This is a genomic window from Aureispira sp. CCB-E (assembly GCF_031326345.1).
Classification (GTDB): domain Bacteria; phylum Bacteroidota; class Bacteroidia; order Chitinophagales; family Saprospiraceae; genus Aureispira.
In genome coordinates this window covers 2759312-2779206 of sequence record NZ_CP133671.1, presented here as the reverse complement: position 1 = coordinate 2779206, position 19895 = coordinate 2759312, and the positions used below count along the sequence as shown (strand labels likewise).

General features: G+C 36.1%; 13 protein-coding genes. 4 read left to right on the top strand and 9 right to left on the bottom strand.

Annotated features, from left to right (window positions below; all coding sequences use genetic code 11):
* Window positions 1-43: 43 nt before the first annotated feature.
* Window positions 44-838 (bottom strand): thymidylate synthase, encoded by a 795-nt coding sequence (locus tag QP953_RS10475; protein ID WP_052598714.1) that lies wholly within the window; start codon window positions 836-838, stop codon window positions 44-46.
* Between the two features lie 1039 nt (window positions 839-1877).
* On the opposite strand from QP953_RS10475, the gene QP953_RS10470 reads away from it, so the two are divergent.
* Window positions 1878-4070: a S8/S53 family peptidase gene (locus tag QP953_RS10470; RefSeq protein ID WP_309554949.1), complete on the top strand. Its 2193-nt coding sequence runs from the start codon at window positions 1878-1880 to the stop codon at window positions 4068-4070.
* A gap of 142 nt (window positions 4071-4212) precedes the next feature.
* Here QP953_RS10470 and QP953_RS10465 read toward each other — a convergent pair whose 3' ends face one another.
* The 4 genes from QP953_RS10465 to QP953_RS10450 form a co-directional block, all read right to left on the bottom strand.
* A complete protein-coding gene (locus QP953_RS10465; RefSeq protein WP_309554948.1) occupies window positions 4213-5418 on the bottom strand; it encodes a DUF1501 domain-containing protein in 1206 nt (401 codons plus the stop codon).
* 212 nt (window positions 5419-5630) lie between these two features.
* Window positions 5631-7022: a DUF1800 domain-containing protein gene (locus QP953_RS10460; RefSeq protein ID WP_309554946.1), complete on the bottom strand. Its 1392-nt coding sequence runs from the start codon at window positions 7020-7022 to the stop codon at window positions 5631-5633.
* A 311-nt stretch (window positions 7023-7333) separates the two neighbouring features.
* Complete coding sequence (locus QP953_RS10455) at window positions 7334-8176, bottom strand: alpha/beta hydrolase (RefSeq protein ID WP_309554945.1); 843 nt, start codon at window positions 8174-8176, stop codon at window positions 7334-7336.
* Window positions 8177-8179: 3 nt separating this feature from the next.
* Window positions 8180-9460 carry an APC family permease gene (locus tag QP953_RS10450; protein WP_309554943.1) on the bottom strand — a complete coding sequence of 427 codons (1281 nt, stop codon included), beginning with the start codon at window positions 9458-9460 and terminating at the stop codon, window positions 8180-8182.
* Between the two features lie 731 nt (window positions 9461-10191).
* Between QP953_RS10450 and QP953_RS10445 the strand changes: the two genes are divergently transcribed.
* Both QP953_RS10445 and QP953_RS10440 read left to right on the top strand, forming a co-directional pair.
* Window positions 10192-11211, top strand: coding sequence for an agmatinase family protein (locus QP953_RS10445; RefSeq protein WP_309554942.1), 1020 nt, complete (start codon window positions 10192-10194; stop codon window positions 11209-11211).
* 109 nt (window positions 11212-11320) lie between these two features.
* Window positions 11321-12148 carry a glycerophosphodiester phosphodiesterase family protein gene (locus QP953_RS10440; protein ID WP_309554941.1) on the top strand — a complete coding sequence of 276 codons (828 nt, stop codon included), beginning with the start codon at window positions 11321-11323 and terminating at the stop codon, window positions 12146-12148.
* A gap of 10 nt (window positions 12149-12158) precedes the next feature.
* On the opposite strand, the gene truB is transcribed toward QP953_RS10440, so the two are convergent.
* Together truB and QP953_RS10430 are read right to left on the bottom strand one after the other, a co-directional pair.
* Window positions 12159-12881 (bottom strand): tRNA pseudouridine(55) synthase TruB, encoded by a 723-nt coding sequence (gene truB / locus QP953_RS10435; RefSeq protein WP_309554940.1) that lies wholly within the window; start codon window positions 12879-12881, stop codon window positions 12159-12161.
* A 165-nt stretch (window positions 12882-13046) separates the two neighbouring features.
* On the bottom strand, window positions 13047-13826 hold the full coding sequence (locus tag QP953_RS10430; protein ID WP_309554939.1) for a hypothetical protein: 780 nt from the start codon (window positions 13824-13826) through the stop codon (window positions 13047-13049).
* Between the two features lie 472 nt (window positions 13827-14298).
* On the opposite strand from QP953_RS10430, the gene QP953_RS10425 reads away from it, so the two are divergent.
* Window positions 14299-16911: a DNA gyrase/topoisomerase IV subunit A gene (locus QP953_RS10425; RefSeq protein ID WP_309554938.1), complete on the top strand. Its 2613-nt coding sequence runs from the start codon at window positions 14299-14301 to the stop codon at window positions 16909-16911.
* A gap of 97 nt (window positions 16912-17008) precedes the next feature.
* Here the strand turns inward: QP953_RS10425 and QP953_RS10420 are convergent, their stop codons facing one another.
* Window positions 17009-17536 (bottom strand): SMI1/KNR4 family protein, encoded by a 528-nt coding sequence (locus tag QP953_RS10420; RefSeq protein ID WP_309554937.1) that lies wholly within the window; start codon window positions 17534-17536, stop codon window positions 17009-17011.
* Between the two features lie 38 nt (window positions 17537-17574).
* Complete coding sequence (locus QP953_RS10415) at window positions 17575-19857, bottom strand: T9SS type A sorting domain-containing protein (protein ID WP_309554936.1); 2283 nt, start codon at window positions 19855-19857, stop codon at window positions 17575-17577.
* Window positions 19858-19895 lie beyond the last annotated feature (38 nt).

The following is a 19895-nucleotide window of genomic DNA, read 5'->3' as shown; positions in this document are numbered from 1 at the left end:
AACTCTCACAGCTCTGAAATAGGTTTAGATAGAATAACAATCGCTAAACTGCGACAACACCTTTGATGTGGGGATGTGGGTTGTAATCTACCAGTTCAAAATCTTCATACTTAAAATCAAAAATCGACGTAACAGCTGAATTGATTTTCATAGTTGGCAAAGGTCTCGGTGTTCTACTTAGTTGTAATTTTGTTTGCTCTAAATGGTTATTATACAAATGAGCATCTCCAAAAGTATGCACAAAGTCTCCTAAACCTAAATCACATACTTGTGCAATCATCATTGTTAATAAAGCATAAGATGCAATATTAAATGGAACGCCCAAAAAGCAATCTGCACTGCGTTGGTACAACTGACAAGAAAGCTTCCCATTCGCCACATAAAACTGAAACATGGTATGACAAGGTGATAGAGCCATCTTTGGCAAATCGGCTACGTTCCAAGCATTAACAATAATTCGACGAGAATCGGGATTTGTTTTGAGTGTATGAATCACTTCTTGGATCTGATCAATAGTTTCGCCATTAGACCCAACCCAGCTTCTCCACTGTTTGCCATAAACAGGTCCTAAATCTCCATTTTCATCAGCCCATTCATTCCATATACGCACGCCATTTTCTTGCAAATATTGTACATTGGTATCACCATTCAAAAACCACAACAGTTCATAAATAATACTTTTTAAATGTATTTTTTTAGTAGTAACTAAAGGGAAACCATCCTCTAAATTAAAACGCATTTGGTAACCAAAAACAGATTTTGTTCCTGTTCCTGTACGGTCTTCTTTAGAAACACCATGCTCTTGAATATGTTTTAGTAAGTCTAAATATTGTTTCATTGCTGATTTTTTAATTGAAATTTGGCACAAAATACAAGTTTTTTTTTGCTTTACTTCTTCTATTTGTTCATTATTTAGCAATCTTTCTCTCTTTGCTCTCGAAGTGTTTCCGAAGCACTACAACAATCAGATAATCAACTCAAAAGAAATAATTTTATATTTTTTTATGATTTGAATACTTAATATATTCATTAGTGCACATATAGAAAACAAATCGTAACTAACTGACTATCAATACTAAAATTTCAAACACTCTCCAAAAGAATAAATCAGAGGCATTGATTTTGAATAACTTAAAAGCTTTTTTATAGATTGATTCAGTTTATTATTCTTTTCATTTATTAAAATAAAATTTATAATATTGCAGAGTCAGCAATACATAAAATATTATTACAGAAGCAAAAAAAAAAAGAACTACAAAAGCATCAATATTCAAATCTCTTATTCCACCGCTCCCCTATGCAATAAGAGACACTACTACTGTTCCGAGAAAAATTGTATAACAAGCAATTTTTTGAAATTATAGCACATATAATTTCAAAGAGTACTGTTATCACAATTAAAAAAATTCACTATGACTTAGAACATTGAAGTACGAATAATATTTATTGCTGACCAATGATAAATATTGCATTTTAACGAGTAAATGGCAAAAATAATCAATTGCTTTTAATTGGCTGTTTTTGCCCATTTACAGTAGGATATTCCTACAAATGAAGACCATTGCTTCCCCTCTAATTATTTTATACTTAATTCAATAAATCAATTCGTTGATTCTTCAACCTTTAGCTCAATTATAAGATCAGAAGATCAGTAGTGCGCTATTAGAATACGATTTCAACGAACTATTGTAAAGACCAAAGCACTCGATAAAAAAGAGGGCTATCCTTTGTCATTTCTAATTATTTAGATCTGAAAAAGAAGCTATTGCCTATATCGAACTAAGTCTGGTCTGACGAATTCTTGAATAGCACCTGTATAACAGGGGTAAGTAAACACAAAATATTTATTTAATCATTACCTTTTATAATCAACATTTATGAGACTCACAAAAATATTATTTCAATCTACTAGATTGGGATTAGGGACACTATGTTTTATTTTAAGCTGTATTATGGGAACTACAGTTAGCGCTCAATCTACCTACTACTGGTCCAACAATAACAAGATACCAATTCAAGAAGATCGCAGTAGTATTATTTTTCAATTTAAAGACAATACTACCATTCAATCCTACTTCAAACAGGCAAACAGTTTGATTGCATCGGTAGAAATACACGATGTTCAAGGCAGAGCCGTTGTTCAATTAACGTCCAAACAGACCTCTAGCCCTATTGCTGTTGCCGAAAAACTAGGTGTTGATGTCAACCAATTAGAAAGCGCTTCTTTTGGATTAACACTTAACGATGGTTTTCAAATCTGGCCCACCCATCAAATCGTCTTGGCACTACGCAAAGATGCTACTATGAGTGATTTAAATGCTATTATAGGCGAGACAAAAGCAACGATCAAGGAGTCAAAATACAATAGAATTATTTTAGAAGTTAGCGACATTAACAAGGTGGTAACGCTAGCAAATAAACTCTACGAAAGTCCTACTGTAGTATGGGCACATCCTGATTTTTATGCAAAAATAAAGCATAATTTTACACCTTCAGATCCTCTTTATAGCAATCAGTTTCAAATGAACAATTCCAATGATGTTGACTGTGATGCTCCTGAAGCATGGGATATCAACAAAGGTTCATCTAGCATACGTGTTGCTGTAATCGACGACGGTTTAGAAACGCACGAAGACTTGCCTACGTTGAATACTTCTTTGGGATACACACCTGCCAATAATGGCAATGGTACACCAACCTCTAGCGGAAGACATGGCGTTGCTTGCGCAGGTAGCATTAGTGCTGCTCATAATAATGTTGGTGTTGCTGGTATTGCACCTAATGTAGAAATCTTTTCTGTTAATATTTTTTATGGAGGAGAAACAGGTAGCGACCTTGCCAATGCAATCACTTATTCTAAGAATCAAAATGCAGATGTCATGAGTAATTCTTGGGGCTACTCTTCTTGTACATATAGTCTTGATGTTTTAAATACAGCTTTGGCCGACGCCAAAAATAACGGTCGAGGTGGAAAAGGCTGTGTGATTGTATTTGCTGCTGGTAATGACTATGCCTCATGTGTTAGTTATCCTGGCAACAGTTCAAATGTTATTGGAGTAGGTGCGATTACGAATACTGGTGTTCGTTCGGCTTATAGCAATAGAGGGAACAAATTAGATATTTCTGCTCCTTCATCTGGTGGTACTTTAGGAGTTTACACAACTGATAGAATGGGTAGTGCAGGTTACTCTAGTGGCAATTATACAGGCAACTTTGGAGGAACATCTTCTGCCTGTCCTTTAGTGAGTGGTGTGGCGGCATTAGTTTTGTCAGCCAATGGAAACTTAACGAGTGCTCAAGTTCAAAACATCTTAGAGACAACCGCCGATGATATGGGAGCTAGTGGGTTCGATGTAGAATTTGGTCACGGACGTGTCAACGCGCATCAAGCACTTCTTGCAGCTAATGGTGGCGGCGGAGGTAACCCCAACCCTACTTGTGTTGGAACCAATGTAACTTTTACCTTAAATACGGATCGTTATGGTTCAGAAACTTCATGGGTATTAACCAACAGTAATGGCGCAACAGTGGCTTCTGGTAGCAACTACGCCAATAGTCGTACCTATACGTTCAATTGGACTTTAGCAGATGGCAATTATACATTTACCATCAATGATTCTTATGGAGATGGCATTTGTTGTGCTTATGGTAATGGCTCCTACTCATTAGTTGAAGGATCGACAACTATCAAGACTGGAGGTTCATTTAATAGTACAGAAGCAACAAATTTCTGTGTCGCTACAGCAAGTTCTAACTCTAATGGCTCAGGTAATCCAAATGTTAATGTATTTTCCGACGGATCATCTCTAATGGCAACAGAAAAAGAAACGGCTTCTAATTTGGTCATCTATCCAAATCCTGCTAGCGAACAACTAGTCCTTGAATTAGATCATCTAAAAGCAGGAACACAGGTATCTATTATTGACGGAACAGGGCGTTTGGTTTGGTCTAATGAATTGACAACCAATAAATATAATATTAACATTCAAAAATTAGCGAAGGGAATGTACAACTTAACGCTTAGAGAACCGAATGGTACCTTAATCACAAAACATTTTGTAAAAAAGTAAATTAGCAAACTTCCACCTGAATAATAAATAGTTTGAATCAATGCGCTGCCTATTAATCTTTTTAGTAGGTGGCGTTTTTTTTTGCTCATCACAAATATCTATTGGAGCATTCTAGATGCGTTCTAGTTCAACCCACACGTTATCATACAAAACCCAAAGAATCAAATGGTTGCTGCAAGACTACTTGGTCATCTGTTTTCAACCAATCTTTGAGAATTGTCGCATAAACATTTCTAAAATCAATGGCGTACTTTACATCTCCCTTATCTAAATTTAACAAATTAGGACCTTCGTTGTAAAAGCCTTGTTTTTTAAGCTTGCCTCCCATTAAGTAAAGGTTATTTCCTGCACCATGGTCGGTTCCTCGACTTCCATTTTCGGCTACTCGACGACCAAATTCTGAAAAAGTCATGACCAAGGTATCTTCCCATTTATTATTTTGCTTCAAATCGCGAACAAAAGCCATCATAGCATCCGAATAAGCCTGCAACAGCCGATCTTGCTGAGCTACTTGGTTGTTGTGCGTATCAAAACCACCCAATGTCACATAGTAAATTTGCGTATCCGCCTCCGAAACAATCAACTCTGCGACCTGTTTCAGTTCTTTTCCCAGCTGTCCTTTAGGATAATTAGCTTTAGAAGTATAGACCTTTGATTTTTCATAAATGTAATCTGCCGAAGAAATTGTATTTGCCAATGTTTTGTATAAGTAAGCAACATTTTCTTCATGTTCGTGATGATGATGGTGCTGTGCTACTGCCTGCACAATTTTGCTGCGAGTCGTATTTCTTAATTGGTTAGGATTTTTCATGGCAAAACCGCTCTTCTGATGACCTTTTAGAGCCAAACTCAAGGTATCGTCTATCTCTATTGCATGGTGTGGATTTTGACAATGAGCACAGTTGCCGTCTAAATAACGCCCCAACCAACCTGTTGATAAAAATTCATTGGAAGCACTTGCGGTATGCCAAATATCCATGGATCTAAAATGAGAACGGTCTGGATTAGGATAACCGATATTGTTAATAATACATACATCTCCACTATCGTATAATTGCTGCAAAACTTGAAGCTTGGGATTAAACCCCAATGCATCCGTCGCCTTTAAAACCTTATTGGATGGCACTGCAATTGTTGGTCGACTCTTATAGTAAACATCGTTTGTATAAGGAACAATGGCATTCAAACCATCGTTTCCTCCCGAAAATTGTACCACAACCAATTTTCTATTTTTATAATTTTGTATGCTTTGTCGATCAAATGCATTTAGGAACATAGGTAACAACATTGTTCCTGCAGTTGCCAAACCTGTGTGTTTTATAAATTGACGACGTGATATATTTTTCATAGTTACTGTTTTTCGTTGGTAAATCAATAGTTCGTTAAAAAACTTTATTAGATTGATAATCAACAAGTTTTAAAATTACTAATTATCAATCTAATATAAATGTTCTTTTTTATCTTTTTGGCAACTAAGCTTGCGATCTCACGAGCGCAGCGAGCTAAAAAAGTAAAAATCAACGAACTACTATAAATCACTACAAGCAGTTATAAATGGAGTTAACATACTTGATATTCTGGCAAACTCATTATACCCAATACATAAGCCTTCATAGTGCCTTCTGTTGAGCTAGCCTCTTTAGCCATTGTTTCAATGAATGAATTTTGAATAGAAAATGGTGTTTGTAATAAATAGGCTTCTAGGGCCACTCCCAAATCATCGTTTTTTATCTTTGAAAACGCTTTGGTTAATCCATTAACATCGCCCGTTAGTTCCAAATTTTTGAGTCGTCCTCCTTTTGCCTCTTCTGGTTCATTTTTTAATTCTAACGTTAATTCAGCTCGTTGAAACACAAACGCCGCAAAATTCATTCGAAGCATTAAGGTAGCATTATCAATCCACGTTTTTCCTCCTGGCCAACCTGCTACGTTAGGAGGTCTAAACAATGTTTGCCCCAATGCCCGTTGTGGAAACAAAACAGATTTAGCATTTCCATATTTCAAATTCAACACCTTTCCTATTCCAACCAACAATTCTATTGGTGATTTTATTTTTGTCCCCACATTTTCTGCGGCATAAAACCAATCGCTTTCAAATAATGTGCGCATCATAGTTTCAATATTATAATTGGACTGGTACAACACTTTTGCCAATACAGCAACATTGTTTTCATTCACTTGCTCATTAACAAAATAACGATAAACCTTTCTTGCCAAAAACGTCGCTGTTTCCTTTCGATCTAAAATAATATCAATAATATCATCCCCATTCCAATTCCCTGTTTTGCCCATAAACACCTTTTTCTCAAAATCATGTTGCCGCTCTGTAAACTTAAAATCTCCAGTTACTCGATCTGAAAACCACCCCGTAAAAGCTCTTGCCGCTTCTTGAATATCTTTTTCGGTGTAATTCCCTCTACCAATAGTAAATAGCTCCATTAGTTCACGAGCATAATTCTCATTGGGCTTATTTTTTCTATTTTGCTGATTGTTTAGATACAAAATCATTGCAGCATCTTTGGATATAGCCAACACTAAATCTCTAAAATTCCCCAAAGCATAGTGACGAATGGTATTAATTTGCTGCGCAGCATAATCAAACCGCTTCGACTCGCAAGCAAAGTGACCATGCCAAAATAATGTCATTTTTTCTTGTAAACAATTGGACTCATTTGAGGTCATTTGGCGCACCCAGTTTAAGTTAACCTCCGTTGTTAGTTGCTGTATTTCCTTCATTTTTTCTCTGCGTTCTTTTTTTTCCATTGCTTTGAAACTTTGCGCAGAAGGCATATTATAATAAGGTATTCGAACAGAATTGACTTTTTTAGCCTCCTTGAACAAATCATTCAGAACCTTCTCTAGTGGTTGTTTTTTCTTTTTTTGGAATTCAATAGGAGACAAACCAAAGCCTGCCCGCCAATATAAGTGTTGTATCTTTTGTTCTTCTGTCATTGGTTTCTTATTTAAAAAACATGAATGGCCAATTGATTCATTTTATTTATTCATCAATAGTTCGTTAAAACCACGCAGTAGCAGCGCAGCTAACTATTATATTCATAATACCCCCATAAAAAAACCTTACAAGGTATACTTTGTCTAGTTCGACAACACATACCCTGCAAGGTTTAATCCAATTATTATTTTTTTTTCTGCACACTTATTTTAAGCGGCACAGTCTGTCCACTTATTTACGGTGCCATTTTTTGAGTCCTGTATAGCCAATAAGTTCCTGATACAATTATAGTAACCTAGTTTATTCAATACTACAAAGAACTAAAATGCTTCAACAAAATAGCATTAACTTCATTTGAACGTTCGTGCATTACCCAATGACTTGTTTTATCAAAAACTGTCAAACGTCCTTCTGTACATTGTTTTAAGCTCAATTCTGCCAACCCTACTTCTAGATACTTATCCTGCTCGCCCCACAAAATATGAGTCGGAATGTCAATTTGCCCATACTGTATTTCTCTACTTTTAACACCATCTACAAATCCTCGATACCAATTGACCATCGTATGAATGGCATTGGGTTGTGACCAAGCAGACAAGTATCGTTTTAACAGTTGAGGTGACAAAGATTTAGGCATACTCTTTCGCAACACTCTGTAGTTAAATGCTTTGATCAATCGTTCTGGTAAAAAAGGTAATTGAAAAAATAAGACATACCAACTTTTAAATTTTTGAGATGTATTCGTTTTACTATATTTCATGCTAGCCAAAAAATGAGGAGCACTAATTATTGCCAGCTTTTGGACTCGCGTTGGATACAAAGTTGCTATAGCCCAAGCAACAATACCCCCAAAATCATGTCCAGCCAAACTTATTGTATCATAGCCTAACGCATCCGCCAAGCCCATAATATCTGCTGCAAGTATACGCTGACGGTACGCCTCTTTTTCTAGAGGTTTATCACTGTGATTGTATCCTCGTTGATCGGGTGCAACAACTCTAAAGCCACTGGCAGCAAGCGCTTCCATTTGCTTTTCCCACGTAAACCAAAAATCAGGAAATCCATGCAGTAAAAAGATAGGCTTTCCATCTGATGGACCTATCATTCTAACTTGCAATTGAATGCCATTTGTCTTGATATATCTAGTTTCCATCTCTTATGATTTTTGTTCTATTTTCTTATAAATAAATTCCAATACAAAACAAATGACAACCACTCCCAAGGCGATAAAAACATCTAACTTGCTAGTCGAATAATGCTGTACTAACATGACAATTATTGCTACCAAACAAGCCACACAAGCCAAAGCAGGAACAAAAGCGTTTCCTTTGGTTTTATTGGACAACTTAAAACCTACCGAATTTACAATAGCAAATACCAATAAAAAGCCAACACTTCCAGCAGTAGATATACTTTCTAATTCTAATGTATTAACCATTAACAGTGTCAAAATCGCTGTTATAGCCAACCCAACAGGATGATTCCAAAATTTGTATGTAAATTGGTGAGGCAATTCATCTTTTTCTGCAATTTCGTAGTTAACTCGACTTCCTCCATACAATGAAGCATTGATAGCAGAAAAAGTAGAAATCAATGCTGCGATTGTTATAATGGTAAAACCAATTTGCCCCAAAATGGGTTTTGCCGCTTCTGCCAATACATAATCCTCTGCATCTTTTATGGTATCAAAACCCAATGAACCAACCGTTACACCTGCAATAATAACATACAGTATTATCACAAAAATAATAGAGCCATAATATGCTTTGGGAATATTACTGCTTGGATTTTTAATATCGGGAACAGCATTCGCTATCAGTTCAAAGCCTTCGTATGCTACAAAAATAACCATGCCTCCTGCTAACAAACTCAATGGCGATTCCCAACTCGAAGGAGCCAATTGATTGAGGTGTTCGCTTGTTGTTAACCCATACAATCCTACCAAAATAAAGAATAGCAAAATAACTAGTTTTACAACAACAGCGATAGATTCTATTTTTGAGACAACATTGGCGCTATAGTAATTTATTATTGTTGCAATTATAATAATACTGCTAGCATAGAGATGAAAATTAAGATTTGCATTTGATGTTATTTGCCATAAATTAGGCGCATAAGAGCCAAATGCAGATGCATACAACGATAGCATGATAATATAACTTACCCACAACAAATTATTTGCTCCTCCACTAAATACACCAACGCCATATCCTTCATTAATAAAACGTACGGTTCCTCCTCTGTCCGAGTATACTAAAGATAACTTGACATAACTATAAGAAGTTAACAAAGCAATCAACCCTGCTATTAAAAAGGAAATAGGTGTTCCTCCTTTTGCTAAGCCAACAGCCAAGCCTAAAACAGCAAAAATGCCACCACCTACCATTCCTCCAATCCCAATAGACATCGCTTCTTTTAAGTCAATCTTAGCTTCCATAACGTTTTTTTGTATCTTTTAATATCTAAATCAGTTATTCTCGGTTTGTAAAAAAGTTTAATATGAGAGCTAAAAATGCTGTTTTTTTGTTCTTTTACTGCGTGAGCCTTCGGGTTCATTGATAAAAGAACCAAAATCTAGGGTTTATATTCCAATTTGCATGACATTTACTGACTAATTAGCTTCGCTGAGCCTTCGGGTTTTCTATTTTTTATAATGCCAGAGGTCCTTCGGATTGCTTCCCTTCGGTCGCAACTATAAAAAATCACGAAAACTTAGCCAGATGTCATAACAAATTTCCATAATACCCAACAAGCAAATTAATTGTAAATTAATGATAGTTAGCCTACTATTAATTCTATTAGAGAAAACATATTAAAAAATAAACAAACCGATAATTGCTGTATCTAAATTACTTCGTAGCAAAATCGTGCTACCCTAATTATCAATATAGTACATTTTACCACTTCTTTCCTTAAAGAATTAATAATCAACTGCTCAGCGCTCACGAAATACCACGTAGTAGCAGCGTAGCTAACTAAGCTTGTGACCTCATGAGCGTAGCGAACTACCACGAAGTAGCAGCGCATCTAAGTACGAATATCTAACAAAGTAATTTTAAATTAGATTGCAAGTATTAAGATTATTACCGTTCTTTGGCAATATCTCTACTTAAAAATAAAAGACTTTATCAACTTTTTCATTTTCGTCAATTATTAAATTTCATATTCATGCAAAAAGACTTTGATCCTAGTGGCTATGCCATTAAAAACGGTAATTTTATTGGATTGCCTTACGATCAAGAAAACGCTAAAATTATACTTCTTCCAGTGCCTTGGGAAGCTACGGTTTCTTATGCTGCGGGAACAGCTCTAGGACCTAGCAATATTCTAGAGGCTTCTTATCAATTGGACTTAGTAGATTGGAAGTTTGGCAATGCATGGGAGACGCCCATTTATATGATGCCAGTAGATGCGAGCATACAAGCATTGAGCGACTCAACTCGCCAATTGGCAACGCAACATATTGACAATCTAGAGCAAGCAAAAGCTTCGGATCCCAACTTAGTACAACAAGTCAATCAAAATTCAGAGCAACTCAACAATTGGGTCTACGAGCAAAGCAAAGCATTTTTAAAAAAAGGGAAAAAAGTAGGCTTAGTTGGGGGCGAACATAGTGTTCCTTTAGGCTACCTAAAAGCATTAGCAGAACAGGAAGGAGAATTTGGTATTTTGCAAATTGATGCCCATTGTGACCTACGTGCTGCTTACGAGGGATTTACCTATTCTCATGCCTCTATTTTTTATAATGCTTTGGAACAAATTCCACAAATCACACAACTGACACAAGTTGGGGTACGAGATGCTTGTCAGGCAGAATTTGACTATGCTCATGCCCATAACGATAGAATCACGCTATATGGAGTTAATTATATTCGAGAGCAACTTTATGCACAATTTCAAACTTACCACGAAATTTGCCAACAAATCATTGACTCCTTACCGCCCAAAGTATATATTAGTTTTGACATTGATGGGTTAGATCCCAAACTGTGCCCTCATACAGGCACTCCCGTTCCTGAGGGGTTAGAATATATGGAAGCTGTCCATTTGTTGCATCAAATTATCAATAGTGGTCGACGCATTATTGGCTTTGATTTGTGTGAAGTGGGCAGTGCTAGTGAGTGGGATGGTAATGTTGGGGCACGCATTTTGTACAAATTAGCCGTCCTGTTGGGGCGTTGTTTGTAGCTCTACCCAACAAAAACATTATATATTGGGCATCAGTAGTATGCCCAATATGCCAAAGCACTTAAAGAACAAAAGTACCCCTTCTTTTTTATCATTAATCTTAGTTGCAATGTTTACAATACACGGACATAGAGGTTGTAGAGGATATTTACCCGAAAATACAATTCCTGCTTTTTACAAAGCAATTGACATGGGCTGTCATTTCTTAGAAATGGATGTTGTAGTTACTAAAGACAAGGAAGTTTTAGTTTCCCATGAACCTTGGTTAAATCATGAAATTTGCTTGGCTCCTGATGGTAAAGCGCTAAATCCCTCCAATGAAAAAGAGTACAATTTGTACCAAATGACCTATGCCCAAATAAAGCAAATTGATTGTGGAAGTATTGGACACCCTCGTTTCCCCTCTCAAAAGCCAATGCGCACCTACAAACCTTCGTTGCGAGATATGATTGATGCCATGGAAGCATATACGACACTAAATGGTCTATTACCAATCGCTTACAATATCGAAGTCAAACGCCATCCTAAAGACGATGGTCTATTTCATCCAAATGGTCTCGAATTTACTACCTTAATCATTGATATTTTAAAAGAAAAAAATGTGCTGCATCGCAGTCAATTTCAATCTTTTGATATCGAATGTATGCAGATAGCACGCCACTTAGCTCCAAACCTACGGTTATCATTTTTGGTTGATAACGATAAAAGTATAGAAGAAAACATGACCGACTTAGGTTTCCAACCACCTGTTTATGGTCCTTATTTTAAGCAAATTGATGCCGCTATGATGGATTACGCCAATGCCAATAACATCCAAGTTATTCCTTGGACTGTTAATGAAAAAGCAGATATTGACCGATTAATCCAAATGGGGGTCAATGGTTTGATTTCGGATTATCCAGATAGAGTAGCAGAAATATGGCAAACATATCGCTAAAAGTGAAAATTTATTCTGTCACTTCTGGATGATAATTTTCTTGAATGTGTGTAATTAAATCATCCAATTGCCAAGCATCTTTCAAAGTGTGCTCTCCTATTTGTGTGCGTCTTAATTTTGTTAAATAAGCACCATTGTCCAATTTTTGTCCAAAATCATGCGCTAGAGAACGGATATAAGTCCCTTTGCTGCACTTCACCTCAAAATCCAAGTCAGGAAAACGAATATTCGTTATTTTAAAATCGTGAATGGTCACTTTTCTCGATTTCACCTTTACCTCCTGTCCTTTTCGTGCTTTTTTATACAAAGGTTGACCATCTACTTTGATTGCAGAAAACATTGGCGGAATTTGCTCTATTTCTCCCACGAAATGTGGCACATTACTCGCAATCATTTCAGGGGTAATGTTGTCTAATGGAAAAATCTCATTAACAGCTGTTTCTGCATCGTAAGAAGGGGTTGTAGCCCCCAAACGAATACTTCCATCATATACCTTATATTGGCTTTGGTAGGTTTCAATTTTCTTCGTAAACTTACCTGTACAAATAATCAACAAACCGGTAGCCAACGGGTCTAAAGTCCCAGCATGTCCTACTTTAATCTTGCGTACACCCAATGCTTTTTTTAATGCGTAACGAATTTTATTAACCACATCAAAAGAAGTCCACTCTAAAGGCTTGTCTACTAAAAGAGTTGCTCCTTCTTTAAAATCATATTTCTGACCAGGCACCATTGTTTTATGTTATCAATCTAAACAGTAAATTTTAAGAGGGCACAAATTACATTATTTATAGTAATACTTCCTTGAAAAGCGTGTTTTTTTTATCCGAATAAAATACATTATTGTTAACCGTTTGATGACAAGAGAAGTCAACTTAGCAAACTAGGGACTTGATAGTTATCGCAAATAACTTGGATTAATCATTGCGTCTTTCTTTAAACGTTCTCCTTGCGTTTGTCCAAGATATTCCTTGTCTTTGTTGTACACATTACTTCCAAAAACCATCATTTGTGGGCGAACTAAGAAATAAGTCGCTACAAAACCACCTTCATTGGTCTCTCGCTCATCAGCAAACCACCTGGTTTCCCCCTTATAATGGATAGGCGACTCTCTTACGTAAACGACTTCTGCCCCTTCCGATTCTTTCAACTCTAGTAAATTAACTGATTCAAATGCTTTTTTAGGACTTGACAACATATCTTCCAAGGATGCCTCAAAATCTTCAGGTAGATCATAATAAACCGCCTGAATAGTATCTCTATTAATTTCTACCAGTTTAGAAAAAGTCGCATGCAGAGGCTTATTCGGCAAACTAGTCATCACTTGACAGTTGTACATCCAATAACCTTCTTTGTTAGGATTACCAACAGGCAAATGGTAAACAACTACACTATCTTGCCCTTCATTAATTAGCCATGTAGAATATTTTTTTCCTTCGGGATCTAAAGCTGTGTTGTATTGTACAAATTTACCACACATAATAGAATGTAGGCGTTTTACGCTTCCCTTGATAACGCTATAGGTTTCATCCTGTCGGCTATCTACTCCTCGTACAAAAACACCTTTTTCTTTGCTATTTGATTTTTCAGATACTTCTTTATTCCCTGCACAGGATACCATTGCGATACTAAAAGCTGACATAAGGAACAAAATGGTTGATTTTTTGAGACGGTTCATTGTATAATAAGATTAAATTAACAATAATTATATTGTAGTATAAGGGGAGGTCTTGATCATTACATCCTATTATCATACGATGATCTATTGCAATAAGTTACTAATATTCATAAAATAATACCATCATCTATTGGTATAAAAAAAACACCTATTTATTTTATTTCTTTTCTTTAAAAATAGTAGTTCGTTGTTTAACTGCGTTGCTACTGTATGGTTTCAACGAACTATTGTAAAAACATTCGTTAGCCAAGCAGCAAGCAGACTCTTATATATAACACACATCCTAAAATCTCTTATTTGTTTACAATAGTGAAAACATAAAACAAAAAAGTGACACTTTCTGTTGCTTTTTTATGCAAAAACAAACAAAAAGTTGTATATTCGTGTTCTCAAAATCCCTTTAAATGAATTGATGTATTTAATCAGCTACTAAATATATCAAAAAATCATATTCTATAATTAATAAACTAGAATGGAAGAAAACAACGAAAACTTAGACGATAATTTAGAAGAAAATGAAATAGACGCCTCTAAAGTGACACAAATAGATGTTATTGAGGATATGTATAAAGATTACTTTCTAGATTATGCCTCCTATGTTATTTTAGAACGTGCCATACCTACCGCACAGGATGGTCTAAAACCTGTTCAGAGAAGGATTTTGCATTCTATGTTCTTAATGAATGATGGTCGTTTTCATAAAGTTGCTAATATTATTGGGCAAACAATGCAATTTCATCCACATGGTGATGCTGCGATTGGAGATGCTTTGGTTCATATTGGTCAAAAAGACCTAATGATTGATTGTCAAGGGAACTGGGGAGATGTCAGAACAGGAGACCGTGCAGCGGCTTCTCGTTACATCGAGGCTCGTTTATCAAAATTTGCACTAGATATTGCATTTAACCCTAAGACAACTAATTTTCAATTGTCCTACGATGGTCGAAAGAAGGAGCCAATCATGCTTCCTATGAAGTTTCCATTGTTACTAGCACAAGGTGTAGAGGGTATTGCTGTCGGACTTTCGACCAAGATACTGCCTCATAATTTTGTCGAATTAATAAAAGCTTCTATTAGTTTACTAAAAGGCAAAAAAGTTCAAATCTTCCCTGATTTCCATACTGGAGGGCTAGCTGACTTCTCTAACTATAATGGTGGTAAACGAGGTGGTAAAGTTCGTGTTCGTGCCAAAATTAATATCATTGATAAAAGGCACTTGACTATCACAGAAATTCCTTATGGCACGACTACGACAGGTGTTATAGATAGTATTATCAAAGCTAATAATAAGAATAAAATTAAGATTAAAAAGGTCATTGATAATACGGCGGCTGATGTGGAAATCTCGGTTGAATTGCCATCTGGAGCTTCTCCTGAAATGACCATGGATGCGCTATATGCCTTTACCGATTGTGAAATTTCTATTTCGCCCAATGCGTGTACTATTAATGAGGACACTCCTGTATTTACTACTGTTGAGGAATTGTTACAAATTTGTACCGATCAAACTCAATTTTTGTTAGAGTGGGAATTGAAAATTCGCAAAAAGGAATTAGAAGATAAATGGCATCAATCAAGCTTGGAAAAAATCTTTATTGAGAATAAAATTTATCAAGACATTGAGGATTGTGAATCTTGGGAAGAAGTACTAGAGGCGATTGATAATGGTCTAAAGCCATTTATAAAGAACCTAAAGCGAGAGGTGGTTGAAGATGACTTGATTCGATTGACTGAAATTAAAATCAAGCGCATCTCTAAATACAATAAATTCAAAGCTGATGAGCTACTCAAAGCCATTGAAGAGGAATTAAAAGAAGTTGAACATCATTTAATTCATATTGTTGAATATACAATTGCTTATTACAAAGACCTTTTGCAAAAGTATGGGAAAGGTAGAGAACGCAAAACAGAAATCACCAATTTTGGAACCATTAACGCGGCAAGTGTGGTCGTTAATAATGCCAAACTCTATATCAATAGAGCCGAAGGTTTTATGGGCTATGGTCTCAAAAAAGATGAGTTTATTTCAGAGTGTTCTGATATTGATGATGTGATTGTATTCTACAAAGATGGTAGTTACAAAGTTGTTCGTATTGCTGACAAGGTGTTTATTGGTAAACATCCTCTTCATGTCGCCATTTGGAAAAAGGGAGACAAACGAATGGTTTATAATATGGTTTATGCGGATCTCAACAAAGGGGTCAACTATGCCAAACGCTTCAATGTTTCCGCTATTACTAGAGACAAACAATATCCTGTTGCCTCTAAAATAGAAAAGTCCAAAGTGCTGCATTTTTCTGCCAATCCTAATGGTGAAGCTGAGATTATCAGTGTGCAATTGACTCAGAGCTGTAGCGCCAAAAAGAAAGAATTTGAATATGACTTTGCAGAATTAGCAGTCAAAGGTCGCAGTTCTAGGGGAAACATTATTACTAAGTATCCAATTCGAAAAATCAAAGTTACACAACAGGGAACTTCAACGCTAGGAGCTATCAAAATTTGGTATGATGATACAACTGGGCGTATCAATTCTTCTGCTTATGGGAAATACGTTGGTGCGTTTGAGGAAGAAGATAAAATTATTGCATTGTATCAAGACGGGTCCTATGAATTAACCAATTATGAATTGACCAATCGATTTGATCCCAAAACAATTATCGAACTCAGAAAATGGCATAAGGATATGGTCGTTTCCTCTATACACTACGATGGGGAACGCAAATCTACATACGTTAAGCGCTTTAATATTGAAACCAATACGTTGAATCAAAAATTCAACTTTCTACCCAATGAATATGTTAGCACCAAATTGCTCTTTGGCTCTCTACATCCCAACCCTGTTGTAGAATACAAAGTTCGAGCGGGACGTTCTAAGAGTATCGAAGGAGAACTTAAACTAACGGACTTCATTGATATAAAAGGATGGAAGTCCTTAGGAAATAAATTAAGTGACAGCAAGCTTATTAGCGTCAAAGCGATTCATAAAGAAATTGAACCTTCGGAAGAAGATGATGATGCTAAAGCAAAGGCTAAAGCTTCTAAAAAGGAAGCTACTGAAGAAGACAAACAAAACACTTTGTTTTAAGTAAGCAATTTGTCCTAAATAAAAAAATGAGACCACCTGATATAAGTTTTGATCAGGTGGTCTCTCTTATTGTATAGACAGAATAGGTTTCAATTCCTTAGGTCGGATGTTTTGTTATAAACTCTAAAATATCTTCAAAATAACCTGTTAAGTTCTCATAAACATCTTCATATGCCATTCGGTAAGTAAGTCCCCAATATTCCCAGTCCTCGCCTTCATTTAAAGGAGGAATCAATAAAACATAGCCATTTTTATTGACGATATACCCGTCTTCAATTTCTCCTCCTATAACAATTCCTCGTTCTATCTTTGGTTCTTCGATCTCTGGGTTGTTGTATTTCCAGATTTCTATTCCTATGACACTAACATCTTCTAATCGTTTTACCTCATTTACTTTTAACATACGAGACTCGTATTCTGAAACCCTAGCATAACCGTTACAAAGTTTTAGAAATGCCCTATAGTCCTCTGGAAATCTTACTCCAAGCTCATTTTCTTTTTCTACAATTGCTGCTTCTGTAGCGGGTGAAAAGCCTAACCATGTAGAAGATGGTACTTGTTCAGTAGGTTCTAAACTTTTTGCAGCATTGGCTTGCTCAAAAATTTTCTCTAAAATTTGCTTCATTTCTTTATTTTTAAAAATACTACTTGCTTGCCTTACTCCTATTCCTTAACAAAAGGCAATGTTTCTTGATAATCACCTGCTCTAACTTCTAAAAACAACACACCTGCGGCTAGGCTTGAAACATCCAATACGTATTGATTGTCTCCACTAGCAACTTCCCGCTCTAAAATTAGTTGTCCCAATGCATTGTAAACCCGTAATTCTATCGATTGAGCATTGTCTTCTAGCCAACGAATATGCACCGTTTCTTTGGCTGGATTTGGATAAAGATGTACTACTTTTTGTATTATTTTAGGTTGCAGAACAGTAGTTATCGTATCCTTTTCTTCTAGTATAATCACTCCACCACGGCTAGTTCCCATTATATAATCTAGCTTATTATCATTGTTCAAATCAGCCATCGAAAAATGCGTACTCCACCCTTGATAAAAATCCTTGTAATTTTGAGATAGCGTATCATATGTTCCCAATATATTACCCTCTATATTTCCTAACTGAATGATATTGCCACCAATCCAATGCCCAATAAACAGCTCATAAGTACCATTATTATCATAGACAAAAGGCATCGGGTCATCGCTGTAGCCTTGTAAGCTGTAACCACCTAAAGTATTGGTTGTTGGGCTAGAGGAAAAAACAGGATTAGTTGATGTTCCTGTATTCTCGTAATAATGAATTGTTCCTCCACGGCGCCCAATGACTAAATCTAAATCCAAATCTCGATCTAAATCTACCAATTGGGGAGTACTTCCGCCACCTACATCAATATTAAAAAACGAATGTACCGGCGCATTTAAAACGATAGGATTCCCAACACCTGCGGTATTTTCAAAATAACTAAGTGTTCCATCTTGCATTCCGCAAATCATATCCATATCGCCATCCCCATCTAGATCGCCTATTGTTGGATACAAACCATTTTTTTGTAGCGAATCTGTTCCTGCATAATTATTGGTAATGTATTCGAAAGAGGGACTACTTAATGTTCCTGTATTTTCTAGCAATGTCATTCCATACTCATAATTTCCTCCATATTGACAACGTCCCAAGCCACCAATTAATAGATCCATCAATCCATCTGCATTATAATCTAGCAACACAGGATACGCATCCTCACCAACGTCCAACATCTCCCCCACTAAAAAGTCTTTTTGTTGAAAGTCAAAAATCATATTGGCATTGGTGCCTGTATTTTGATAATACCACGCCACACTATCCTTGATAGAGCCACCAGGAGCAGTCTTGGAAGGAGCTGCCAACATATCTTTTTTCCCATCGTTGTTTACATCTAAGAAATACATACCTGGAAATGTATAAATATCTATTGACGCATCGTATGTTGGATAAAAATTGTGCTGTGTTGTTATCAAAATTGTATCGTTAATTTCTACTCCACTAATCATATTAGCCGTAGTATAATCATTTCCACCCAAAATCATATCTTTTACTCCATCTCCATTAAAGTCTATCAACGTCAAACTTGCACCAACATCTCTCGCACTTCTTGAGTTAGAAGCCATACTTTGTAGGTCTTGGGTAATATGGGTAGATACTCGTTGCATCAAATTAAAATAAGGATTGTTATAACAACTATCAACACTAGGGCTAACACTTACTTTATTACTATCTCCTGATTCTTGAAACAAGCCCCAACACTCTGACTCCAATACATATTCTAAGGAATCACAATTACCACTATTTTCCATAGACATATTTCTATACCAATGAATATTAAAAGGGAAACGTGATGACAAAGTAAAAGCTAATATATCAATGTCTCCATCTCCATCGACATCATCAATAGCGGGCAAATCTCCATTATAAATAAACAGCTGTGAAGGAAATGGATTGCCACTTTTTTTGCTATACATCAATCTATCAACTACCAACGTATACTGAATGGTGTCATTCGCATCGTAACTTCCCTCCCAAACAGCTAGCCCTAATCCTTGTAGGGTTGCATTATACATAAAAACATCTTCAATCCCATCGCAGTTATAATCTCTCAATAACATAAAATTACGCGCCAAACGCTGAGGAAGACGTTTCATATAAGCAGGTGCATAAGTATAATCAACTTGACCAGCAGTACCATTATTAATAAAAGTAGATGCTATAGATTCTTCACGATCATACACAACTAAGTCTTTAATACCATCATTGTTTAAATCTACTTCTGAAAATTGAGGCAAATTAAGTCCTCCCGCCCAAGCATTCCGCATGTTGATTCCATTCTTAACAAGAGGTATATCCATTGGAACATATTGAGCAAATGCATGAACAGTTAAAAAAGTGGTTATAAATAAAATTAGTATTCTCATAACTGAAGGAAGTTTGTAGAGGAAGGGAATAAACAAGT